This window comes from Allosphingosinicella deserti (assembly GCF_003012735.1).
GTDB classification, from domain to species: Bacteria; Pseudomonadota; Alphaproteobacteria; order Sphingomonadales; family Sphingomonadaceae; genus Allosphingosinicella; species Allosphingosinicella deserti.
This window is the reverse complement of sequence record NZ_PXYI01000005.1, coordinates 308619-333146: the sequence shown is the minus strand read 5'-3', so window position 1 is coordinate 333146 and position 24528 is coordinate 308619. Positions and strand designations below refer to the sequence as shown.

Annotated in this window: 12 protein-coding genes; 10 read left to right on the top strand and 2 right to left on the bottom strand. The window is 65.8% G+C overall.

The window, feature by feature from the left end; all coding sequences use genetic code 11:
* Positions 1-28 precede the first annotated feature (28 nt).
* From C7I55_RS16860 to C7I55_RS16840, 5 genes are all read left to right on the top strand, one after another.
* Positions 29-3046 (top strand): TonB-dependent receptor, encoded by a 3018-nt coding sequence (locus tag C7I55_RS16860; RefSeq protein ID WP_106514171.1) that lies wholly within the window; start codon positions 29-31, stop codon positions 3044-3046.
* Positions 3043-4305, top strand: coding sequence for an alginate lyase family protein (locus C7I55_RS16855; protein WP_233222259.1), 1263 nt, complete (start codon positions 3043-3045; stop codon positions 4303-4305). Before C7I55_RS16860 ends, C7I55_RS16855 begins: the two co-directional genes overlap by 4 nt.
* The gene (locus C7I55_RS16850) at positions 4302-5486 is read left to right on the top strand and encodes an alginate lyase family protein (protein ID WP_199192857.1); all 1185 of its coding nucleotides are present in this window, start codon (positions 4302-4304) and stop codon (positions 5484-5486) included. The genes C7I55_RS16855 and C7I55_RS16850 overlap by 4 nt, the downstream gene beginning before the upstream one ends.
* Before the next feature lie 110 nt (positions 5487-5596).
* Positions 5597-8614, top strand: a complete 3018-nt coding sequence (locus tag C7I55_RS16845) for a TonB-dependent receptor (protein ID WP_106514169.1) — start codon at positions 5597-5599, stop codon at positions 8612-8614.
* Entirely contained in the window at positions 8614-9660 is a 1047-nt protein-coding gene (locus C7I55_RS16840; RefSeq protein ID WP_106514168.1) for an alginate lyase family protein, read from the top strand. Before C7I55_RS16845 ends, C7I55_RS16840 begins: the two co-directional genes overlap by 1 nt.
* Positions 9661-10134: 474 nt before the next feature.
* On the opposite strand, the gene C7I55_RS16835 is transcribed toward C7I55_RS16840, so the two are convergent.
* Positions 10135-17097: an autotransporter outer membrane beta-barrel domain-containing protein gene (locus tag C7I55_RS16835; protein ID WP_106514167.1), complete on the bottom strand. Its 6963-nt coding sequence runs from the start codon at positions 17095-17097 to the stop codon at positions 10135-10137.
* Between the two features lie 268 nt (positions 17098-17365).
* Here C7I55_RS16835 and C7I55_RS16830 point away from each other — a divergent pair, with 268 nt between their 5' ends.
* Positions 17366-18454: a helix-turn-helix transcriptional regulator gene (locus C7I55_RS16830; protein ID WP_106514166.1), complete on the top strand. Its 1089-nt coding sequence runs from the start codon at positions 17366-17368 to the stop codon at positions 18452-18454.
* A gap of 171 nt (positions 18455-18625) precedes the next feature.
* Positions 18626-19315, top strand: coding sequence for an alternative oxidase (locus C7I55_RS16825; protein WP_106514165.1), 690 nt, complete (start codon positions 18626-18628; stop codon positions 19313-19315).
* Between the two features lie 85 nt (positions 19316-19400).
* Here C7I55_RS16825 and C7I55_RS16820 read toward each other — a convergent pair whose 3' ends face one another.
* Positions 19401-19703 (bottom strand): PilZ domain-containing protein, encoded by a 303-nt coding sequence (locus C7I55_RS16820; RefSeq protein WP_158266461.1) that lies wholly within the window; start codon positions 19701-19703, stop codon positions 19401-19403.
* A 283-nt stretch (positions 19704-19986) separates the two neighbouring features.
* Here C7I55_RS16820 and C7I55_RS16815 point away from each other — a divergent pair, with 283 nt between their 5' ends.
* From C7I55_RS16815 to C7I55_RS16805, 3 genes are all read left to right on the top strand, one after another.
* Positions 19987-20319 (top strand): hypothetical protein, encoded by a 333-nt coding sequence (locus tag C7I55_RS16815; RefSeq protein WP_106514163.1) that lies wholly within the window; start codon positions 19987-19989, stop codon positions 20317-20319.
* Positions 20312-21835 carry a methyl-accepting chemotaxis protein gene (locus C7I55_RS16810; RefSeq protein ID WP_106514162.1) on the top strand — a complete coding sequence of 508 codons (1524 nt, stop codon included), beginning with the start codon at positions 20312-20314 and terminating at the stop codon, positions 21833-21835. The genes C7I55_RS16815 and C7I55_RS16810 overlap by 8 nt, the downstream gene beginning before the upstream one ends.
* 137 nt (positions 21836-21972) lie before the next feature.
* On the top strand, positions 21973-24456 hold the full coding sequence (locus C7I55_RS16805) for a bifunctional diguanylate cyclase/phosphodiesterase (RefSeq protein ID WP_106514161.1): 2484 nt from the start codon (positions 21973-21975) through the stop codon (positions 24454-24456).
* The last annotated feature ends 72 nt before the right edge of the window (positions 24457-24528 follow it).

Sequence of the window (24528 nt, the reverse complement as noted above, 5' to 3'; positions counted from 1 at the left end):
GTGGCGCGGCCGCTTGGGAGGATTTGAGATGGCTTCGCGATCGAAGACGATGCGGGAAATGCTGCTGGTTTCGACGGCATTGCTCGCCGGCGCTCCCGCTTTCGCTCAGGAGGCGCCGGTCGGCGACAGCGTCGCGTCGCCGAGCGTCACGCCGAACCCGGTTCAGCCCGAGGGCAGCGCCGAGGATCCGACCCGGGCGGAGACGGCAGATGCCGTCGCCGGCGATCCGATCGCCCAAGCCGCGGCCGACGCCAATGACGGCGCGATCGTGGTCACCGGCGCGCGCGCGACTCAGCGCACGTCGATCGAGTTCAAGCGAAATTCGAGCGTGATCGTCGACGGGCTCGTCTCCGACGAGATCGGCGCGACTCCGGACAATTCGGTCGGCGACACGCTGGAGCGAATCGCCGGAGTCAGCGCCGACCGGTTCAAGGGCAATGCCAACGAGCTCTCGGTGCGCGGGCTTGGGCCGACACTCAGTTTCTCGACCTTCAACGGCCGCGAAGTGTCGACCGCGGGGCCCGATCGCTCGGTCGCCTTCCAGCAATTCCCGTCCGAGCTGGTCAACGGCGTGCTCGTCTACAAATCGCAGCAGGCCGATTTCCTGGAGGGCGGCGTGGGCGGCATCATCGAACTGCGCTCACTGAAGCCGCTCGATTATGGCAAGCGCCGCATCCAGTTCGAAGTGCGCGGCGATTTCCAGCCCAAGGACGACGACGTTTATCAGCATGACGGCCTCGGCTACCGCGCCAACATCTCCTACACCGATCAGTTCACCACCGGCATCGGCGATATCGGGATCTCGATCGGCTACCAGCGCCAGGACACGACCGCGCCGGAAGACTATTACAACACCAATGCTACCTTCCAGCTCTGCAACACCTCGGCGGTGAACCCGTCGCTGCTGACCGGCACCGCCCCCCAACAGACCGCCGCAGGCGCGAGCCAGAATTGCACCTTCGCCAGCGGACCGCGGAGCGTCGCCGGCACCGTCGTCGGCGAGACTCGCGGCGAGACCTATTTCGCCAATTCGTCGCGGAGCTTCCGCACCCAGCAGACGTCGGAAGTGCGCGATGCGGTGATCGGCGCGATCCAGTGGCGGCCCTCGCCCGAGCTCGAGATCGCGCTCGATGGCCAGTATTCGAACCGTGCCAGCCTCGAGGATCGCAACGTCCTGCAGATCACCGAGGGCCTGCGTGGAGTCCAGCCGCTACTGATCGGCAATGGCAGCAACGGCTACAGCGAAGGCGCGCTGATCAGCTATCGCGGCAATTCGAACATCGAGGACCAACTCGAAACGCGGCAGCGCGACGAGGAATATCTCGGCGGCGGGATCGGCCTGCGCTGGAGCCCCGACCGCTGGTTCATCACGTTGGACGGATCCTATTCCAACTCGCACCGCACTGAGACCCAGAAGCAGACGCGGATGCGTTCCACCAACCGGGTCGGCTACACCCTCACCTACGAGGACGAGGACGTCGTCCCGACGGTGACGTTCGACAATTTCGATGTCACCAACCCCGACAACTTCCTCGCCACCGCTGCCAACGCCGTCTACGCGCGCCGCCGCTTCGTCACCGACCGCGAGGATCGGATCTGGGCCGGGCGGTTCGACGCGGAGCGGGAGCTCGACGGCCTGTTCACGTCGTTCAAGGTCGGGGGCCGCATTTCGGACCATCATCGCACCAACGACAATGCGCGCAACGCCGATCTCAACACGCTGGTGCCGGTCAATGGCCAGACTCCGGCGCAGCTGATCACGGCCGCCAATCTCAACTGCCGAACCCCGTTCACGACCAGCTCGTTCATGCAGGGCGAAGGCACCAACATCACGCGCTGGGCGACGTTCGACAATGACTGCCTGTTCCGCACCTTCACCGGCAGCGACGATGCCCTTCCCTATCCCGAAGACGGCCGCGACCCGAGCGACATCGATGTCACCGAGCGGATCTACGCCGCTTATGCGATGGGCAGCTTCCGCTCCGATCTCGGCACCATCCCGGTCAGCGGCAATATCGGCGTGCGCTGGGTCAAGACCGACATCACCTCCGTCGGCTATCGCCAGGCCTATCTGATCACCATCGATCCCGGCGCCGACACCTATACGGTGGCGGTCGATCCGAGCGGCACGCTCAGCACCAACCGTGCGACCGGCAAATATGACTATTTTCTGCCGAGCACCAACCTCGCCTTCGAGCTGTCGCGCCAGCTCAAGCTGCGGCTCGCTGCCTATCGCGCGCTTGCGCGCTCCGGGATCGAGAGTTTCGGTGCCGGCATCAACCTCAACCCGTCGACCGGCACCGGCAGTGACAACATCATCTTCAATGCGACGACCGGCAACCCCAACTTGAAGCCGCTGCGCGCCTGGAACCTCGATGCGAGCCTGGAACTCTACGCGTCCAAGGACACGTTGTTCGCGCTCGCCGGCTATTACAAATGGGTCAAGGGCACGGTAATCGGCCGATCCGAACCGATCCCGACCGACATCGAGGTGACGACGGTCACCGGCACCGGGCCGCGGCAGACCGAGACGATCACGATCAACCCGGTCGCACCGGCCAACGATCCCGAGACCCGCAACCTCTATGGCGTCGAGGCGACATTGAGCCATTCGCTGACCTGGCTGCCCGAGCCGCTCGACGGCCTCGGCTTCCAGGCGTCGGTCAACCGCGCCTTTGCGGACTTCGAATATCCGGATACGTCGCCAATCGCCGATTATGTCGAGCCTTCGAACCTCATCGGCCTGTCGAAATGGACGGCGAGCGGATCGGCCTGGTTCGAGAAATGGGGCCTCTCGCTGCGCGCCAGCTATCGGTACCGCAGCGGCTATTTCAAGCCGAACGGCGGCACCAACCGCGAGATCCGCCCCGGCGGCTACCTCAACCTGTCGGCGCAATATGATCTGACCGAGGCCGTCCAGCTGAAGCTGCAGGCGCTCAACGTCACCGGAACCAAGGACATCATGTACAAAGGCGGCTTCGACAGCATCGCTGAGGTTTCGAACAGCGGCCCGCAATATTTCTTCGGTGTGCGAGTCCGCCTGTGACCAGGTTCGGCAGGATCGTCCTCTTCCCGATCCTTGCCCTTTGCGCCGCTGCGACGGGCCCCGTAGCAGCGGCGCCTTTTTCGATTCCGGGCCTCAGCCAGCCCAGCACCTGCCGCGGCGTCGAAGGGCAGTCGGCCGCGTTCGGCGGGCGGCGCACCTTCCTGATCGACGGCGAAGCGCTGACCGCGATCAAGGCCGCGCGCGAGCCGGCCGTTCGAGAGGCGATCGCCGACCTCACCGTCCGCGCCGATCGCGCGCTCGCCCGCAAGGCGGGGTCGGTGGTCGACAAGACACGCCTGCCCCCGTCCGGGGACAGGCATGATTATACCAGCCTCGCGCCTTATTGGTGGCCCGATCCGAAGACGCCGAACGGCCCTTATGTGCGGCGCGACGGCGAGGTGAATCCGGAGCGCTCCACCGATGCGTTCGACCGCGAGGCGCTCGGCCGCATGGTCTCGGACGCCGACACGCTCGGCCTCGCTTATTTCTACACCGGGGAACCGCGATATGCCGGCAAGGCCGCGTCGATCGTGCGCGCCTGGTTCCTGGATCCGGCGACGCGGATGAATTCGAACATGGATTTTGCGCAGGCGGTGCCGGGCCGCGAGCGGGGCCGGCCGGAAGGCGTGCTCGACAGCAGCGGCTTCATGCAAGTCATCGACGCGGTCGGCCTGATCGCACCGTCGGGCGCCCTCACTGCCGCCGAGACGAAGCGGCTGGAAGCCTGGTTCTCCGATTATGTCGACTGGATGCTGACCAGCCGCAACGGACGCGGCGAGCAGGCGGCGAAGAACAATCACGGCCTCTGGTACGACGCACAGCTGATCCAGTTCGCCCTGTTCGCACGCCGTGCCGACATCGCCGAGAAGACCATCCTCGCTTTCCCGCAGGCGCGGATCGCGGCGCAGTTCGATCCGTCCGGCGCCCTGCCCGCCGAGCTCGCCCGCACCCGCAGCTTCCATTATTCGCTTTATGCCCTGAACCCGGCCTTCGATGTCGCGAAACTCGCGACCTGCTTCGGCTACGATCTCTGGAACTATTCGGATCCTGAGGGCCGATCGCTCCGCAAGGCGACCGACTTGGTCGCCGGCTATCGTGGCGCGCGTGAGCGCTGGCCGCATCCGGAGCGGGCATGGCCGGAGGCCGAGCTCGAAGCGCTGCTGACCCGCGCCGACGATGCGTGGGGGCCAGGTTCCTATCCGCGCGCGGCGGCCGGCCCGACGCTGCTGCGCACCCGGCCGCGGCCGACCCGGCCTTGATCGACCGCCGCAGCCTGCTTGCCGCGGGCGCGGCGTTTCTCGCAACGCCGCTGCGCGCTGCGGAAACGCTCGCGATCGCCGAGTTCCGCGCGATCGAGCGGGCCCGCGTGCTGCCGCGCGCGGTGCCCCTGCTTCGGCAGAAGCCTCGGACGATCACTGCCATACCGGCGCCGCGCAGCCCGGCCGGCCCGCACGATTATTATTCGGAGGGCGATTATTGGTGGCCCGATCCGGCGAGGCCCGGTGGGCCCTATGTTCGGCGTGACGGGCTCTCCAATCCGGACAAGTTCGACGGCCATCGCGACGCGCTGATCGCCTTCGGCGTCGCGGTGCCGACCCTGACCAGCGCCTGGGCGCTGACCGGGGATCGGCGCTTCGCGGCGGCGGCGATCCGCCACCTCGAAGCCTGGTTCGTCACGCCCGAGACACGGATGAACCCGAACCTCGCGCACGCCCAGGCGATCATCGGGGTCAATAGCGGACGCGCGATCGGGATCATCGACACGCTGCAGATCGTCGAGGTCGCTCGCGCGGCGGAGATGCTCGCCCGCCGCGATGCTCCCGGCTATCGGAGGATCCGCAGCCGCGTGGAGGCCTGGTTCGCCGCCTATCTCGACTGGCTGACCGGATCGCCGGCGGGACGGGAAGAGCGCGATCAGAAGAACAATCACGGCACCTGCTGGCTGCTCCAGGTCGCAGCCTTCGCAAGCCTGCTCGGGCGCGCCGATCTGCTCGCCGCCATGCGCACGCGGTTGATGAAGACGATCGTTCCGGCCCAGATCGCCGCCGACGGCCGCCAGCCGCTCGAGCTCGCGCGGACCAAGCCGTTCGCTTACTCGCTGTTCAATCTCGACGTCCTCGCCGCATCCGCCTGGCTCCTCTCACACTCACGGGGGGAGCTGATCGTCCAGCCTACAGCGTCAGGCGCGTCCATCGCCGACGCGATCGCCTTCATGGCGCCGTTCATCGCCGATCGGACCCGCTGGCCGTTCGCGCGCGACGTCGAGCATTTCGACGATTTCCCGGTGCGCCACCCGAGCCTGCTGTTCGGCGCGCTGGCGCAAGACCGCGCGGAATGGCTTGCGCTGTGGCGGGCGCTCGATGCCGATCCGACGGTCGCCGAAGTGGTCCGCAACTATCCGGTACGACAACCTTTGCTCTGGATGGACCAGACGCTCTGAAGCAGCGTCCCAGTGCTGCATACATCAGCGACAAAGATGTATGACAACTAATTGACACCGGTTCCCGTCGATGCAATGCTCTCTGCAACGATAAAAATGGGGAGGACAACATGATTCGACGGTTCGCACCGCATCGCGTGCATCTTTGTGTCTCGGCCAGCCTATTCGGTCTCACGGCGCTGCCGGCGGCGGCAGCGGCGCAGGCGCAGCCTGGGCCCGCGGCGGCTGACGCGACTGCGGCTGCGGAGGCGGACGCCGAACCCGACGCGCCTGCGGCGCCGGAGGATGGGATCGTCGTCACCGGCTTTCGTCAAAGCTACGCCAACGAAGTCCGCACCAAGCGCAACGCGATCGAGATCACCGACGGCATCTCCTCTGACGATCTCGGACGCATTCCCGATCTCAACATCGGCGAGGCGCTGCAGCGGGTGCCCGGCATCCAGCTCAACCGCGAGGCGGAGGGACGCGAGGCGACGATCAACCTGCGCGGCCTGCCCGGCGAATATGCCCGCACCACCCTGAACGGAGTCGCCTTCGCCGAGCCGATCCTGCAGACCTCGACGCCGCTCGGGGCCTTTGCCTCCGACATCTTCAGCGCGGTGCGGGTGCAGAAATCGCCGATGGCCGACGCCCAGTCCGGCGGCCTCTCCGGCAATATCGACCTGCAGATCGCGCCGGCGCTGTCGCGCACCGAGGGCGGACGGATCAAAATCGCCTACGATCACAACGAGCTCGGCAAGCAGGGCGAGCCGAGTGCGACGCTGGGCTACAACGCGCACATCACCGACGACTTCGCGGTGTTCGGCATCGTCTCGTTCAAGCACGAGAAGTTCCGCCGCGATTCGATCCTGTTCAACACCTATGGCGTGCTGTCGGCGGCGACCACCCCGAACTTCCTCGCCCGCTATGCCGATTATTATGCGCCGGCCGGCACCTGCGCGACCACCAACGCCGCCGTCGTCGGCTGCGTCGCAGCTGCGGGCGGTACCGGCGCCAAGGGCCTCACCGGCGTCCAATATGTGTCGCAGAACCGCCAATATGTCCGGCGCAACGAAGGCAACCAATGGTCCGCGGCGGCGGGTGCCGAGTGGCAGGCGAGCGATGCCCTGAAGCTCGGCGTCACCGGCCTCTACACCGATCGGCGGCAGAGCGAGACGGTGCAGAACCTCCAGGTGCTGAACTTCACCGGCACCGGCGTGGTGGTGAACCCGACCAGCGAGGTGCAGGCGGGCGCCGACGGCGCGCATTTCGTCGAGGATTTCGACTTCGCCAATATCGGCGTGATCAACGACAGCCGCCTGTTCCCGCAGACGCAGAAAGCGTGGGGCGTGAACGGGGTGGTGAATTATGAGGCCGGTCCCTGGCGCCTGACCACGACCGGGACACTGTCGAAGGCGAGCAACAGCGCGGTCGAGATCTTCGCCGAGTTCATCACCGGCCAGCAGGCGAACCGCCAGAACGGAGTCACCGGCAGCTTCGCCAGCGGCGGCGGCAATTACGGGGACTATTTGCTGTCGATCCTGCCCGATCCGCTGTCGACCGGAACGCCGCGCACCGCCTGGACATGGGCGGGCCCGACCGACCAGCAGAGCTGGTACGACAGCCCGGTCGGCACGCCTGGGCGCAACCGCTTCAACTTCGCCGGCACCCAGAGCTATGCCACCAGCAAGGTCACCGCCATCCAGCAGGACGTGGAACGCGAATTCGAAAGCGGCTTCGTCTCCAGCATCCAGGCTGGCGCCCGCTACGAACGCAACCGCTACGCCTCGCAAGGCTACCGCACCAATGCCGCCGGCATCCAGGGGTCGGCGATCGGCAACGCCTTCCTCGCGGCCAATCCCGATCTCGACGATTTCTTTCAGGGCTCGCTGCCGGGCTTCAACCGCAACTGGCAGGTGCTCGACATGGACAATGTCGTGTCGTCGCTGAAGCCGGTAACGCCGTTCAACGGCGCCGAACTTGCGCCGATCGGTTTCAACATCAATTACACCGACAACAATTACGCCCTCTACAATTTCACCAACGATACCGACGTGCTCTCCGCTTACGCGGAAGCCAAGTACAAGACGGAGATCTTCTCCATCCCGGTGCGCGGGATCATCGGGCTCCGCTACGAGCATGCCGACAACACGGTCAACGCGCTCAACCGGATCCGGCCGGCGTCACCCGGTCTCGGCCAGGCGAGCGACTATGCCTTCCAGGAATTCAAGAACAGCTACGGCCAGTGGCTGCCCTCGGCGATCGCCGTGTTCGACATCACCGACAAGCTCATCGTCCGGGTCGCCGGCTACCGCACCTACGTCCGCCCGCATCCGCGCCAGTTCACCCCGGTGACCCTGGTCGGTGCGCCGAGCACCACCAACGTCATCCCGGTCACGCTCGGAAACCCCGAGCTCGAACCCTATACCGGCACCTCGTTCGATGGGACGATCGAATGGTACAATAACAAGAACGGACTGGTCGCGCTCAGCCTCTTCTCCAAACGCTTCAAGGGTGTGGTCCAGCAGGTTCGCGGCGCCCGAACGCTCTGCCCTACGGATGGAGGCAATCTCGGCCTCGGCCCGCTGCGGATCGAGGGCGATCAATGCTTCACCTCCGCCCCGCCCGATATCAACGGCAATCCGCAGACGGTGTCGCTCACCGGCTTCATCAACTCGTCGACGCCCTACACGGTCAACGGCCTGGAGCTGAACATCCAGCAGGATTTCGATTTCCTGCCCGGCGCGCTGAGCAATTTCGGCGGCGGCTTCAACTATGCCTATACGACCATCGACGGCACCAATGCCGACGGCACCGACGCCACCCTGCCCGGCATTTCCAAGCACAATGTCAATGTCGTCGGCTATTACGAAACCAAGCTGTTCGGTATCCGCCTCAGCTACAATTACCGCAGCAAATACGACCTCTCGTCGACCGGCACCTTCTCGGGCGCCGCCCGGCAGGTCGAGCCGCGCGGCCAGCTCGACGCCTCCGCCTCGGTCAATCTCAGCGACTGGCTGAGCCTATCGGTCAACGGATTCAATCTCACCAACGCCGTCCGCAAGGAATATCAGGGGGTTGAGGCGCAGGCGCGCCGGATCGACTATGACGGCCGCACTTATCGAATCGCTCTCAACGCGAGGTTCTGATGCGTTCCCTTCTCGTCGCCGCGGCGATCGTCTGCCCTCAGCCGGCGCTCGCCGCTTTCGCGATCTTCCCGCCGGCGAGCCTTGCCGGTCAGGCAGACAGCGCGGGCGGCCGGGCGACGGTCGCGCGTGCCAGGGCCGCGCTCGGCCGTCCGCCTGGGGCGATCCCGAAGCTTCACACCGAAGGCACTTTGCCCGGGCACGGCATCCGCGACATCAGCCTGGTCGCCAAGCGCGACCAGCCGATCGTTCTCGATCTCGCGCTTGCCTGGGGGCTGACCCGCAACCGCCGATTTCTCGATCAGGCGGGGCGCTATCTCGAAGCCTGGGCGGACGTCTACCAGATGTCGTTCAATCCGATCGACGAGACCGGCTTCGACACTTTGGTGCTGGCGACGGATCTTATCGCAGCGGATCTGCCGCCCGAACTGCAGCGCAAGCTGGAAGTCTTCTGGCGGCGGATGGCGGTCGGTTATCTCGACGCGATGGACGGCACGCCCAAGAATGCGATCACCAACTGGCAGAGCCACCGTATCAAGCTCGCCACCCTCTCCGCCTACCGCACCGGCGACCCCGCTCTGGTCATGCGTGCGCGCGGCGCGTTCCAGCGTCAGATTGCCGCCAATCTCCGCGCCGACGGATCGACCTTCGATTTCGAGGAGCGGGACGCGCTCCACTACGTAACCTACAATCTCGATCCGCTGATGATGGCCGCGCTCGCCGCCAGGGCGCATGGCGACGATTGGTTCGCCTGGAAGGCGCCGTCGGGTGCGAGCCTGCCCCGCTCCCTCGACTGGCTCGGCGCTTATGCGAAGGGCGAGAAGACCCATATCGAATTCGCCCGATCCCGCATCGCCTTCGATCGCGAACGCGCCGCCGCCGGACAGACGGAATATGCGCCGCACGCCTGGAATCCGGCGAACGCGGCGAACACCTTCGCGCTTGCCACCCTGCTCGACCCGCGCTTCGCAGCGGTACGGGACGACGTGATGCAGCGAACCGGCCGAAGCCCTGCCGAGTGGATCGGGTTGCTGGCGCGCACCCGGTGACCCGGAGAGCGCTCCCACTCGGCGCGCCGTCCGTTCGGCCCCGCTGATCGGCCCTATTCACCTGGATAAATGCCGCCGCGCACAAGCCAAGTCATTGCAACGCCATGCAATTCGGATCGACACCGCTTATCAACGACCGCGACCTTGCCAGCGTAAAGGAATTCGCGTGCACGGGCCGGCCCTGTTCCTGCGCTGATCGTTTCAGCGATCATCGCCCGGCTGGAGAATGCCGAACCGACGGTGGACAACGATGCGGGCGTTTGCGTTTGCCTTTGGCCATCACAAAGCCATTCAACGCTCCAGCAACCGCTCACATCGACCGCGCGGACCGCACGAACATACCCCCTGTTCCCCAAGCGGCCGGCGCTGAGCTTCCACGCCCCCGTACCCGCGCCCTCTTCCGGCCGCCGGCACGGGCAAAAAAAGGGGAGAGCCGAAGCTCCCCCCTTCTCAGTGTCGCAATGATCGGGTCGATCAGAAGCCGATGGTCACGCCGGCCTTGAAGGCGGCTTCGCTCTGGCTCTTGCCGGTCGCGTAGCTGCCCTGGACGAACGCCGTCGAAGCTCCGCCGAGCGAGGCATTCAGCCCTGCGCCGATGTTGAAGAAGCCCTCAGGATCGACGCCTTCCAGCCGGAAGCGCGTGTTCGGCGCGCCCTGGAAAGCGACGTCGCGATAGCCGCCGACATTGCCCTGGAAGGTGTAGGAAACCTGCGCATAGGGGCGCACCGTCGCCTTGGAGAGATCCCAATCGCCGGCGAGCCGGAGGCCGAGCTCGGGGCTGAGTACGCTCTTCGATTTCTTGGCGACGTCGAGGCCGATGCCGGCGGCATCCTCCTCCTGGAAGCCTTCGAAATCGTAGTTGCGCAGTTCGAGCTTGGCATAGGGCGTAGCGATCAGATTGGCGCCAACCGCGAGATCGTAGTCGACCCGGCCGGTCAGGCGGATTTCCTTGCTGTCAAAGCTGCTCGAGGCCGTGCGGCCGAAGAGCGGCATCGCACGCTCCGCATCCCACTTCGTCCAGCCGAACACCGCCTGTGCGCCGATGCGAAGCCCGCCGAACGCCTGGCTGCCATAGGCACCGACCATATAGGTTTCGGCGTTGGCCGTTTCCGGGGTACCGCGCGCATCGACATCCAGATGGTCGTAGCCACCCCCGATGCCGAATTCCCCGCCCGTGCCGGTCGAGAAACCGACGCCCAGCGAACCGCCGAAGCTGTTCGCCTTCAGCCCCGACGCACCTGCCTCCTCGTTGGCGTCGAAGCGCGAGAAGATCGCGTTCGGCCGCACCCAGAGCTGGAAGCCGCGCGTGTCGGACTTGCCGATCGCGTGGTCGATGGCGGTTCCGAACGCCGCAGTGGTCGAGACGGCGAGCAGGGACCCGTAGAAGTCACCGGATGAAAGCTCGTTCAGAGCCTCGGTGGCCTGCGCCGCCGAAAGCTGCGTGTCGAGCGCCGCCATCACCACACCCAGATCCTGGGTCAGCGCGAACTCCGGCGTGCCGACCGCATTGGCGCGCAACGTGCTCACCACACCGGCCATCGAGGCGTTCAGCGCGTCCGCAGCGGCAGCCGCGTTCCCGTTTGCAGCGGCGGTGTTGTAGTCGGCGCGGTCGAGCGTGACGGCGACGACGGTCCGGCCACCGGAGGTGCGCGGCGTGAGCCCGAACTTCAGGAAGGCCGAGCCGTTGGTGGTCGTCACCGTTGCGGTGTTGGTGAAGGTGCCGCTGACGCTAAACAGATCCATGGCGGCGCCGTCGAGGTAGAGCGCGCCGCGCGTGGTTGCGACCTGCATGGTACCGGCAAGGCTGACATTGCCATCGACCGTCAGACTGCTCGGCGTCGAGACCGGAACCTGGCTGTTGGCGGGCGTCGTGAAGCCGAGCGCCGCCGGATCGAACAGGTCGCCCGCAGCACCGCCCGTCGCGTTCGGGGCGATCACCCGAACGAGGCTCGGCGTCATTCCGAACACCAAGGTGCCGGTGCTCGACTGCGTGAAGTTGCCGAGCTGATAGACGTCGATACCCTCGACCACGTCCGTCACCGCGGAGACCGCGACGCGGCGACCGAGCACCAGGGTGGCATCGTTCTGGACGTTGCCGCGAATGCCAAACACCGTATCCGCCTCGGCGACGCCGAGCTGGACCTCGCCCGCGCTGTTGCGGAAGGTGCCGACATCCATCGTCCAGTTGACGACCGGCGCGGCCGCGACGGCGAGCGTCTCGGCCTCATCCTCGTTCTCTTCGACGCCATATGCGGCGCCGGTGATCACGAAGGCACCGGTGCCCGACTTGGTCACCGTGTTGACGCCGAGGATGCGGGCTCCGAGGGCATTCTCGCCACCGAGGCCGTCGATCACGGCGTCGACATCGCTGCCGATCAGCGGATCCGCTTTCGCGAACGCCGCCAGACGATCCGCAGCCTCGTCGCCGGTGAGGCCAAGACGGCCCGCACCGACGAGGTTGACGGTCGTGTTGGTCGTGCGCGCACCGGTCTCCGCATCCTGATCGCCGACGATGTTGCCCAACGTCACCGAACCCGCATTGAGGTTGACGGTGGCGTTGATCACACTGGTCGGCGCGTCGCTGAGCCCGGCTTCGTCGAACGCACCGTCGACCGAAACGCCGCCGGCGAGCAGGCCGTTCTGGTTCAGCGTGTAAGTCTGCACGAACGGCGCAGCGGCCGGGGTGACGACAGGATCGGTGAAGGTGCCATCCGGCCGGACGGTCTGCGCCGACGTGAAATTGTCGACCGCACCCCCGAGCATCACGGTTCCGCGGATCACTCCGCTGTTGGTTGCCGTTGCAGTGGCCGCGGCGAGCTCGACGTCACCAGCGATCAGGCCGCTGTTGGTAAGCGTCGCCGTTCCCCCAGCGGGCGTATAGACCCGCGTCACGCTTCGGTTGCTGATCGACCCCTGAGCGGCATCCCATGTAACCGTATCTGTCCAGTCTTGCGCGGAATACAGGCCAACGACGCCGACATCGCCGTAAATCTGTCCGCTGTTCACCGCCGAAGCGTTGGCGATACTGGAGATCTGGACATCGACGGGGTTATCAACGTAGCCGTCCGATTGGTCAGTCGCCGCACCGATCGCACCCGCATTGGTGAGACTCGCCGGACCTCCGGCCACCATCGCGTCCAGTGTCCTGACCGAACCATCATCGGCGGTTCCATTCGCCGTGTAGGTGTAGTCGGTGAATACGTTGCCGACCGAGATTTCGCCGTCATTCGACGTCAGCACACGACTTCCGGCAGCGATGGTCAACGCTGATCCGCCAACGCCGACCACCTCGATCGATCCTTCCGCGACAGCGTCTGCGCCAGCGGCGCGAAGTCCTGCGTTGCTGTCGATTTGGAGGGTGGCCGTTCCGCCGGTGGACCGCAAGGATTGCTGAGAGGACGAACCGACGAAGGTGTAGCCGTTGCTGCCGCCGAAATTGTCGACGTAGCTCTGTTGATAGGTGCCACCGCTGGAGAAGACGCCGACGCCGCCCCCTGCCGTGCCGGTAAGAGCGACTGCGACGTTCCCGGCGTTGCTGGATGCTTCGATGGAGCCTCCGACCGTACCGCCGATTGCAAGGGTTACGGCACCACCGGTGTCGCGGCTGTCGTATTCGCGCGTCTGGGTGCGCGTGAACGTACCCGAGCCGGTCTGTTCGACCGTGCTTGCCCTGCCGTCTTCATATGCCTGAGCGTAGGAGGCAACCGTGAGTTGCCCTCCGAGGACGCTGCCTGCTTCCATCGTGAGAGTCGCCCCGGCATCGCCGGCGGCATATACATCACCAAAGACATGCGCGGTGCCTGCGATTGACACCGTGGCGAGACCGCCGGAGGCGGTGGTGGTCGACAGCGACGAGCTGCTCGAAATTCCGGTCACGTCATTGCCGCCGGACACCTCCTTCGTCGCCCGATCGGTCGTCGTGGAGATTACGGTGACGTTGTACGGATCTTCGGCGTTTCCGACCATGCCGGCGATCGATGCAGTTGCGCCAGCATCTCCGGACACTTCCAGCCGACCCATCAGGGAACCAGCGCTTCCGATGACCACCTCGGCGAGACCGCCGACTGAAGTCGTCACGACTTCATTTGTATATTCGTAGGTGGTACGGGAATTGCCGGAATACCTGGTCAGAGAGCGGATGTTTCGACTGGTGTTCGTCGCCTCCGATTGGACGCTGACCGGGGAAAAATAGTCGCTATTATCGACGCTGCCGTCGATGACGACCTTGGCCGCGGCGTCTCCGCTTGCCCTGACTTCGCCGATGGTCGTGCCGGTGGACGCGATGGTGACGCTCGCAGCCCCACCCGTCGCGGTTGTGGAATCGCGGGTTACCTCTTCGTAGACCGTATCGCCAGCGACGCTGCCGTAGGAGGTTCGACGGATATTTTCATATTCGCTGCTCGCGCCGTGGGCGGAGGCGATCACGCCCGAGGTGAATCCCGACAGTCCGACCGCGCCGTTGACGACCACCGACGCGTCCGAATTGGCTTCGGCGCCGACCCGGCCTTCTACGACCGCACCTTCGGCGATTTCAACCGCAGCGTTGCCGCCAACGGAGGCGGAAGTGGACAAATCCTCATAACGGGATCCATTCGAACCGTATTCGGAGTCCGTTCGCGTGGTGCGATCTTGGGCGAGAGACGATGCCCATACGCCGCTCTCCCACGCAGGAGCGCTGCGAAGCACCTTGCCAGCGATGATCGCAGTCGCCCCGCCATCGCCGCTCGCGCGCACGACGCCGCTCACGACTCCGGTGCTCGCGACTTCGATCTCCGCCAAGCCGCCAGCCGCTTGCACGGCGCTCTCGTTCAAATACGAACTGCCGATCGGATTGTAGACGGAATAAATTGTCGTCGACGCATTATTCGATTTGCTGTTCGAGGCGCTGGAGGTGGCGGTTACCAAGGCCGCAGGGCCATCGCGGCCAGCGGTGCCGCTGACGACGATCCTGGCTCCGGCACCGGCTTCGGCCTGAACATTTCCGGCAACGCTGCCGGTAGTGCCCAAGATGATGGACGCCGGACCACCGGTGACGGTTGTCGAAGCGCGGCTGGACGTCTCGGAAACGTACCTCTCGCTGCCGTACGTGCCGGTGGTCTGGGAGGTAGAGGCGCTTTCGGTTTCGACCCCACCCGCAACCGCGCGCACGCCCGAAGCCGTATCCGCGGTTCCAACGGCACCGTCGACCACAACCGACGCACCCGCATTGCCCTGGGCGTATGCTGCGCCTTCAACCAGGGCGCCTTCGCCGATCTCGATCGCGGCCGCTCCGCCGACGGACACGGACATCGAGGCGCTTTCGCTGCTCGAGCCGCTCGCGTCGGTCAGCGAAGAAGAGCTGCTGCTGGTGTCTGCCGCCAGAGAAGTGGCGGACACCGCGCCGCCATCAAGGCCGCCCCACCAGGTTTTTCTGCCAAGAACGTTTCCGGCAATCTTCACGTTCGCGCTGGCGTGGCCGGTTGCATCGACATTCCCGAAAACGGTTCCGCCGACCTCGACCGAGGCGGATCCTCCAACTGCTTCGCTGCTGCTGCTGTTCGCAGTGCGGTACTCGGTCGGTGACGAGGTGGTGGTGCCCGCCGAGGCAGTATTGAAGCCGTAGGAGGCGGCAGTGATGGTGGTGTAGGCGCCTGCATCGCCGGCGGTGCCATCCACGATCACCTTCGCGCCCGCGTGGCCGGTTGCGGCGACGGAACCAGTGAAGCTTGCGCCCTCCTCGATCGCAATTGCCGCCTCGCCACCCGAGGCGACTCCGCTGGAGCTATACTCGGTAACCGAAGCTGCGCCGCCCCCGTTCAGCAGCGAAAATGACGAGAAATCGCGACTGGTGCGATCGATGGCAGTCGATGTCGCTTCGATTCTGGAAGAAGAAGCGGACGTACCAGCCGCGCCAGCGACTGTCACCTTGGCGCCCTTATCCCCTGTGGCGTTCAGCGAGCGGGTGACGCTGCCCGGCTCACCGACGGCGATCTCGGCAATCCCCCCGATGGAAGACACCGCATCCAGAAACTCGCGCTCGGTGGTGGTGCCTGCCGCTGAGATGGTGGTGCGGTTCGTTTCGCTCTGCTGGCGACTCACCGCAATCGACTCTGACGTCGCAGTCGCAAGGATGGCTTGGTTTCCCAAGGCGCCGTTGACGATCACGGCCGAGCCGGCAGCCCCGCCTGCGGATGCATAGCTGGCGACGCTTCCACCTTCCTGGATCACGATCCGGGCTTCACCCCCAGTCCGGCTCTCGCTGGAAGTATATCCTGAAATAGCGACGGACCCGTCCGCAGTCGGAGTCGACGACGAGAAAGAGCGTGTCGTGCTCTCATCTTGCAATGCACTGACGCCCACGCCGCCGGAACCAGACGCAGAACCCCGCTGCATATCGCCGCCGATCGTCGCGCGTGCGCCGGTCACGCCTTGCGCACTCACGTATGCGATGGCACTTCCGCCGATCTCGATCTCCGCCGCTCCGCCGACCATCGTCCGGGTCGACACTTGTTCGAAGGTGCTCGCGCCCGTGGCCAGGGTCGAGGTGGAGCGTGTCAGGATCGTAACTTCGTCAGCGCTGCCGGTGGCTTGGATGAAGGCAGGGTTAGCGGCAGTACCGGCAGTGCCATCCATCACAACTGCCGCATTGCCGCGGTATGAATTTGCATAGACGCTGCCAACGATGCCGCCCGCCGTGACGCGCGTCATCGCGTCCCCGGCATTGTAGGTCCAGCTCGACGAACTGGTCGTGGACGAAACCCCGTCCACAATGACGGTGGTCGGTCCACTGGCGGTCGACAACGAGTCTCCGCCGCTCGCGAACACATTGCCGGCGAGAGCGCCGATCGAGAGGGAAGCGCCGCTGCGGCCCCATGCGCTCACGTCAGCCGGAGCCGCCGCCATGCTGCCGCTGGCCGGCGCTCCCACATTGCCGCCAATCTCGGCCGTAACGACGCCGTGCGCCTGGAGCACGACGCTGCCGCCTATGGAACCGGGGCTGGTGAGGTTCAGATTGCCACCGACGTTGAAGATCTCCACGGTTCCGGTCACCGTGCCCGTGTTCGACATCCCGATGGTGTTCGAACTGGCTGTCGCGCCGGCACCCTGGTAGAAGATGCCGACGCGGGCATCCGGCGTGCCGACCTGGCCGTCATTGGTGTAGTTCACGATGCCGCTGCGTTCGCTCGCCGTGGCGGAAACGCCGATGTTGAAAGAACCTCCGCGAACGACGGCCGGCGCCGCGCCTGCGTTCCCGATGATGAGCGAAAGGTTCGACGTCGTCACCGACTGGAGGCCGGAATTGATGGATCCTGACGAATTGCCCGCGCCCTCGCAGGTCACCACGCTCGCGTCGGTGGTGCAGGCCGCGCTCGCCGGAGCGGCCGCGAACATCGCGGTCGCCGTCACGGTGACGGCGGCCGTCGCGCGCAGCGACGCCTTGTAGGAAAGATTCTTCATGAAAAGCCCCTCGTTTCGTATTCACACGTCCGAAGGGTGCCCCACGCATCGATGCGCAGCGCCGCGCGCCACACACCCCCCCTCTCGACCATGCCGATTAAACAAGCCTTTGCAAATTGATATTACCCGATCGGGTGGGATGCCATTGGCGCTGCTGAATCGCCGGTGTGCGACGAGCGAACTGCATCTTGCCGCGCAATGCGGGTAGCGCTAATCTCGTCTGAGGGGGCAAAACGTTTCTAAACACGTGACAAATTCGGAAGATCGCGTGCTTCGCAAGCTCGAGGAAGCCGCGCTCGATCCGGGGCAGTGGATCGGCGCTCTCGATGCGTTGGCGTCGCACCTCCATTCGTCGACCGCGCACCTGATCGGGATCGGAGGAGGAGCCGTGCCGTTCAATATCGGCTCGCTGATGACCGAGGACGTTCGCTCGGAATTCGTTCGCGAACGCTTTGCCTTACCCGATCGCAACTACAGGGTGCACGCTTCACAAGGGGCGAAGCGATTCCAGATCGTCGACGAGCGCGATTATGCCCGCGTGCCCCGAACGCCCCGTCTGGAGGCGTACGAGGCGTTCGTCGATCGGCTCGACATCCCCTTGGGCTTTCAGGCGATCATCTGCCAGGAAGGTTCCAACCTGATCGGCCTGGCCATCCTTCGATCGCGCAAGGATGGCGTCAGCCCGGAGGAGGATCGCGGATCCCTTGCGCGGCTTTTGCCGGCCGTCGAACGTGCGGTTCAGATGCAGAGGCGGAGTGAAGCGAGACAAGCCGCAATCCTGCGCGGCACGCTGGACGCCGTCGGCACCCCCGCCATCTTCCTGAACGCCCGTGGGCAGATCGTTGAGGTGAGCGCGGGCGCGGAGCCGTTCATTCGGTCCGGCCGGCTCCGCGTTCAGGATGGAATGCTGGCGGCGAGCGATCCTGCGGACGATCGTGCGCTCGGCACCCTGATCGATGGACTGATCACCGCCGATGAGCATGATCTCACCGCTTTGAGCAGCCGCCGCGTCCTGCACGGCAGACCGGGCGAGATACCGTTGATGATCGAGCTGATCAGGATCCCGAGAATGACCGGATCGCTCGACGTCGCGCCGCGCTACATGCTGGTGATCCGGGGCGGCGCCAATGACCCATCGATGGTTTCCAGCGTGCTGCGCGCCGACTTCCGGTTGACGGAATCCGAAGCAGGGGTTGCGTCGCTGCTGAGTCAAGGACGCTCCCGGGCCGAGATCGCGGAGATCCGCGGCGTCTCGATCGATACCGTGAAGTTCCAGCTCAAAGCCGTCTTCACGAAGATGTCCGTGCAGAGGGAAACCGAACTGGTTGCCAAGTTGGGGACGCTGTTCCAGGCCTAGATCTGCCTTGCGAAACCGCAGGGTTCGGTAGCCGACCTGGGACACCTCGATCAGCCTCGTGCCCGACCGGTCGTCGGACACTTTGTCTACGGGATATTCCTCATACCCGCCCCTGAATCTTCGGCGTACCTCCGCTCCATCGATCAAGACTGATGAAGCAGGAGTTTCCCGATGACCGCCCCGTTCGTTGACCTTGCCGTCCACCATCGTCCCGCCGGCCTCTCCGACCGCATTGCCTACGGCTTCACCAAGGCGCTGCGCTGGTGCGCCGATACCTTCTTCGCCGAGCGCTACGGCCACCGCGCGGTCGTGCTCGAGACGGTCGCCGCAGTTCCCGGCATGGTCGGCGCGACGATCAACCATCTCGCCTGCCTGCGCCGGATGTGCGACGACAAGGGCTGGATCAAGACCTTGATGGACGAGGCCGAGAATGAGCGCATGCACCTTATGACGTTCATCGAGATTTCCAAGCCGACCCTGTTCGAGCGCGCGGTCATCATCGGCGTGCAGTGGGTCTTCTATCTCTGCTTCTTCGCCCTCTATTTGGTCAGCGCCAAGACCGCGCACCGCGTCGTCGGCTATTTCGAGGAGGAAGCGGTGATCAGCTACACCCATTACCTCGCCGAGATCGACGAAGGCCGATCCGACAACGTTCCGGCGCCGGCGATCGCCAGGCGCTACTGGAATCTGCCGGACACGGCGACCCTCCGCGACGTCGTTCTGGTCGTGCGTGCCGACGAAGCCCATCACCGCGACGTCAATCACGGTTTCGCCAACGAACTCGGCGGATTGCCCCAGGGCGATGTCGCCCCCTGCCCGCCCCACAATGCCCTCGAGCCGACCTGGAAGCAGGCGGCCTGAGCAACAGGCGCGGGCCGGTTGCCCGGCTTGTCCGGCAGATCGTCAGGGGAGCGGGTGCCGCATTCGGCGCTCGCTCCCTTCGCACTCACCCCGGGGACGCCTGGCTGAGCAGGTTGGCAAGAACGGCGGCATGGAGCGGACGCTCGAATTCGAGCCCGGCCTTGTCGCCTGCCACCCACCGGATCCTTGCCTCCCAGCTTTCGAGGCCTGGGAAGCGAATCCAGACGATCTCGTCGATCTTCGGGTGATAGGCAGGAGTCACGGCGCACCCCGTCTCGCAGAGATCGAGAACGTCCACCCGCCAGGCGGACGCGCCCAGAGGCCGGAAGCCGGCCTTCATCCGCGTGGCTATTCGAGCGCCCGAGCGGCGCTCCAGATCGGCGTGCAAAACGTCTTCCCCCCCGAGAAGCTGATGGTGAAGATCGTTTAGGTTATCACGGACGATCCGGCAACATGGTCAAAGTGCTACGCGTCGTGCTGAGACCAGATTCCAGTTCGCCGTACCACAACTGGATTTGCTTTCCCTTTGGTTTTCCGCATGTTGACTGGCGCGGAATGCGTTCGTCCGATCACGAAACGCGGATCCGCGCCCTCTTGATCGCCGGATCGCCCGGTCCCTGAACGATCAAGCTTAACTTCGTCTTCACCATCCCCTGGCTAGGGGCGGCGCGATGCGCCGTCTCCCCACCACGTTCCGCCTCCGTGCCGCGCGTACGGGCAAACACCTCATCCCGATCACGGCGCTTGCGGTGCTGATCGGCTGGCCGCCGGCGACCGGGCGATTGCTGCTCGTGCCGCTCTCGGCGGACTCGGCGGGCCTGCTGGTGCGGAACGCGATCGGCGGAGGTGCGCGCATCATCGACACCGGTCCGCTGCCCGGCTCCATCATCGTCGAAGGACGCCGCAGCGATGTCGCACAGGCTCTGGCGAGCCGCTCGGTGATCATCGTGGCGGCGCGCGCTTCTGGGTGCAGTCCGTTGGCGGGAAGTCCGGCGCGTGGCTGAGCTCGACGATCTCCGCCGCCGCGGCGTGCGCCTGCTGGCGCTCTGCGGCTGCCTGTGCACGGCGGTTTTCGCGTTGATCATCCCCCTCTTCGGCCTGGCCGACGGGCATGTGGCGCTGATCGTCTCCGCCCTGATCAACATTCCGGTCTGCCGCGACGCGTTGCAGAACAAATATGACGGCGAATCGCGGATCGGCGTCGGCGTCATGGCCGCGCTGCAGCCGGCCATATTGGTGTTCCTGCTGCGGGGAAGCGCATGGCAGATGGACATGCACATGTACTTCTTCGTGTGCCTGGCCGCCCTCACGTTGCTCTGCGACTGGCGCCCGATCGGAGTCGCCTCGATCATCGTCGCCGTTCATCATGTCCTCGCGTCGCTATTCTCGCCCGAATGGGCGTTCACCGGGTCCGGCGCTGTCGGCCGCATCCTCGTCCACGCCCTCGCCGTCGCTCTCCAGTTCCTGGTTCTCGCCCAGGTCACCTCCCGCCTCGGCATGCTCGTCGCCAGCCAGGTGGAAAGCCGGGCGCGCAGCGAGCGGCTGGCGGAGAGCGCTGCCGAGGCACGGCGCAACGCCGAGGCCGCCCTTGCCCGCGCACAGGCATCGGAGGCCGTCGCCGCGGCGGAGCGCAAGCGCCGGGAAGACGGCCAACGCATCGCCGAAGCCGCGCGCGCAGCGGACATGCGGCGCATCGCCGCGGAGTTCGAGACTTCGGTATCGGGCATCGTCAGGGCAGTCGGATCGGCGGCCGGCGAGCTCCAGAACACTGCGGGCACGCTCGTCGATCTTGCACGGCAGGGCCAGCGCAAGGCTGCCAGCGTCGCCGCCGGCGCGGGTCAGTCGTCGCTAGCGGTTCGCGACATGGCCGAGCGATCGACGAGCCTCGCCAGATCGATCGAGCAGATCGCGGCCAATGCCGGCCACCAGACGCGGCTCAGCCTCGGCGCCCACGCCCGAACGTCGGCGGGCGAAACTGCGCTTCATGATCTGTCGGAGCGGGTCAACGATATCGACAGCTTTGCCGAGCAGATCGCCACGGTCGCCAAGAACACCAATCTCCTTGCGCTGAATGCGGCGATCGAGGCAGCCCGGGCGGGCTCGGCAGGCGCGGGCTTCGCCGTGGTGGCGTCGGAGGTGAAGCAATTGGCGAACCAGTCGCGCCATGCCACGGCCGAGATCAGGGACCTTGTCGGGAGCGTCGGCGCCGGTGCCTCGAACGTCGAACAGGCGCTCGTAGAGATCGTCGGAGTCGTGGACCAGCTCGGCGCCGCCGCGGAGATCATCCGTGCAGCCGTTGCCGAGCAGCAGGAGACGACCCAGCGGCTGAATGCAAGCGCTGCGGAAGCGGCCGCGAGCGCCGCCGCCATAGCCAGCGAGGTCGAAGAGGTTGCCGCGACGGCCCACTCGGCGGAGCGGCTGGCGGATCTCGTCAACGGCTCCGCCGAAAGATTGAACGAGAGCGCAAGCCACCTGGAACGCGCCACGATCCACTTCCTGGAGACGCTGCGGACAGCCTGAACCGCAATGTCGTCGGCCTGCTTTCCAGGCCTATCGTAGGATTACGTAACCACACGGTAGAGGCTTCGCAGCTTAACCGGGGTTATGGCCAGGTTGGCGCGCGCCGGGGCGCTCACGGCGGGGGACATCTTGCGACCATGACGGCGGACACGTTCACGGCCATCCTCGGCGAACGCGACGATGCGCGTTCCTTTCACAGCATCCTCACCTGCCTGAACGGACTTTTCTATCGCAGCGAGCTTCGCGCGCCCTGGCGCTTCTCGTTTCTGAGCGAAGGCGGCGAGGCGCTGACCGGCTATGACCGCGAGAGCCTCGACGGAAGCGGCTGGGCGAATCTCATCCTACCGGAGCATCTTCCGGACGTCGAAGCGGCGGTCGACCAGGCGCTCGAAGCCCGCACCCGCTTTGCGATCACCTATCCGATCCGGCACCGCGACGGCACGCTGCGCTGGGTTGCCGAGCAGGGCCATGCGGTGCGCGATGCCGACGACCAGCCGATCTTCCTGGAAGGGATCATCAGCGACGTCACCGCGGCCAAGCAGGCCGAGGATCTCGAGCGCACGGTCTCCGCCCAGTGGCGCAAGATGCTCGACACCATTCCCCAGATGGCGTGGTCGGTGTCGCCGGACGGGCGCGAAGCCTTCTACAACGAGCGATGGGTCGATTTCACCGGGCGCCTGGCCGATGACGAAAGCATCCTTCGGCTCGATCTCCTCCACCCGGACGATCGCGAAGATGCACGCGACATGTGGACGCGGAGTCTCGAGTCCGGGGCGCCCTACCAGGCCCGCTACCGCCTGATCCACCGATCGGGCGAGTTTCGCTGGGTGTTGAGCCGGGCGCTACCGGAGCGGGACGAGACCGGGGCGATCCGCCGCTGGTACGGCACGTGCACCGATATCCACGAGCAGGTGCTCGCAGTCGAGGAGGCCGCCTCCGCACGCGATTTCGCCTCGCGCCTGCTGGTCGCGGCACCCGACGCGCTGCTGCTGCTCGACGGCAGCGGGCGCGTGACGTTCTGCAACGACGTCGCCGAAGCGGCGCTCGGCGTCCCCGGGCGGCGTTCGCCGCTCGGCGCGCATTGGTCCGATCTGGCGACCTATCAGGTGCGTCGGAGCGCCTGGCGCGCGGCCGCCCGGGCGCTGCCGGCTGGTGAGAAAATCCGCTTCACGGTGGAGCATCCGGCGGCACGCTATTGGGACGTGATCGTCACGCCGGTGGACACCGCGCCGACGCTGCCACGGCTGCTCGTAACCGCGCGCGACATCAGCGATCAGAAGCGCGCCGAGCAGCAGGCCCGCTGGTCGGCGGGCCACGACGCCCTCACCGGTCTCCCCAATCGCGCACTGCTTCAGCAGCGGCTGGACCGCGAAGTCGCCGGGGAAGCGGGCGATAGTTTTGGCCGTCCCTTCGCCCTCCTGCTGCTCGACGTAGACGACTTCAAGCGGACCAACGACACGCTCGGCCACGATGCCGGCGATGCCTTGCTGGTTACCCTCGCCGCGCATCTGCGCGCCATCACCGGCCCCCGCGACATGGTCGCGCGGCTCGGCGGCGACGAGTTCGCGGTCATCCTGCCGGATGTTACAAGCGAGGCCGAGCTCCTCGAATTCGCGAAGCAGCTCGCCGCGGCGATGCGGCTGCCCTTCCTCCACGACGGGACTCTGCTCGAATGCCGCGCCAGCATCGGCGCGGCGCTCTTCCCCGATCACGGCGCTTCCAAGAGCGAATTGCTCAAAAGCGCCGATCTCGCGCTCTACGCCGCCAAGGCGATGGGCGGCGGAACGCTGAGGACGTTCGAACCCGCCTTGCGCGATGCCTTTCATCAGCGCAGCGTCATGCTCAAGACCGGCAAACATGCGATCGACGAAAATCTCGTCGTCCCCTTCTACCAGCCCAAGGTCGATCTTCAGACCGGGCTGTTCGCCGGCTTCGAGGCGCTGCTGCGCTGGCGCGACCGGGCCGGCCGGATTCGCACACCGGACACGATCGCCGCCTGCTTCGAGGATCCCGTGCTCGCGGTCGAGCTGAGCGAGCGGATGATCGATCAAGTGATGCGGGACATCGGCGCCTGGCGTGCGCGCAGCATCGCCTTCGGCCATGTCGCGCTGAATGCGTCCGCCGCCGAATTCCGGCACGACGACTTTGCCGAGCGGCTGCTCGGACGGCTCCGTCATCATGGTCTGCAGCCGGGCGACATGCAGGTCGAGGTCACCGAAAGCGTGTTCCTTGGACGGGGCGCCGAATATGTCGAACGGGCGTTGAATGCGCTCGCATCTGGCGGCATCAGCATCGCACTCGACGATTTCGGGACCGGCTACGCCTCGCTGTCCCACCTCAAGCGCTTCCCCGTCGACGTGATCAAGATCGACCGATCGTTCGTCAAGGATCTGCAGCGGGACGAGAATGACGGCGCCATCGTGGACGCCGTGATCGGGCTCGGAAGGAGCCTCCGCAAACAGGTGGTCGCTGAAGGGATCGAGACCCGCGCCCAGCACGACGTCCTCGCCGCGCTCGGCTGCCACATCGGCCAAGGCTACCTTTACGGCCGCCCGATGCCGGCGGGCGAGGTTCCGGCGGCGATCGGCCGGCAAAGCGAAGATTGGCGCTCCGCGGCGTAAGCGAGCGGGAGGATTGGGCTCGACGAGCTCGCCCGTCTCCGCCGCCTGTGCGGCTCCAACTCCGAACCGGAA

Excerpts from the sequence above, each read along its gene's own strand:
- C7I55_RS16835 (WP_106514167.1), bottom strand. The coding sequence starts at position 17,097 with ATGAAGAATCTTTCCTACAAGGCGTCGCTGCGCGCGACGGCCGCCGTC.
- C7I55_RS16805 (WP_106514161.1), top strand. The coding sequence starts at position 21,973 with ATGACGGCGGACACGTTCACGGCCATCCTCGGCGAACGCGACGATGCG.
- C7I55_RS16840 (WP_106514168.1), top strand. The coding sequence starts at position 8,614 with ATGCGTTCCCTTCTCGTCGCCGCGGCGATCGTCTGCCCTCAGCCGGCG.
- C7I55_RS16845 (WP_106514169.1), top strand. The coding sequence starts at position 5,597 with ATGATTCGACGGTTCGCACCGCATCGCGTGCATCTTTGTGTCTCGGCC.
- C7I55_RS16825 (WP_106514165.1), top strand. The coding sequence starts at position 18,626 with ATGACCGCCCCGTTCGTTGACCTTGCCGTCCACCATCGTCCCGCCGGC.
- C7I55_RS16860 (WP_106514171.1), top strand. The coding sequence starts at position 29 with ATGGCTTCGCGATCGAAGACGATGCGGGAAATGCTGCTGGTTTCGACG.
- C7I55_RS16815 (WP_106514163.1), top strand. The coding sequence starts at position 19,987 with ATGCGCCGTCTCCCCACCACGTTCCGCCTCCGTGCCGCGCGTACGGGC.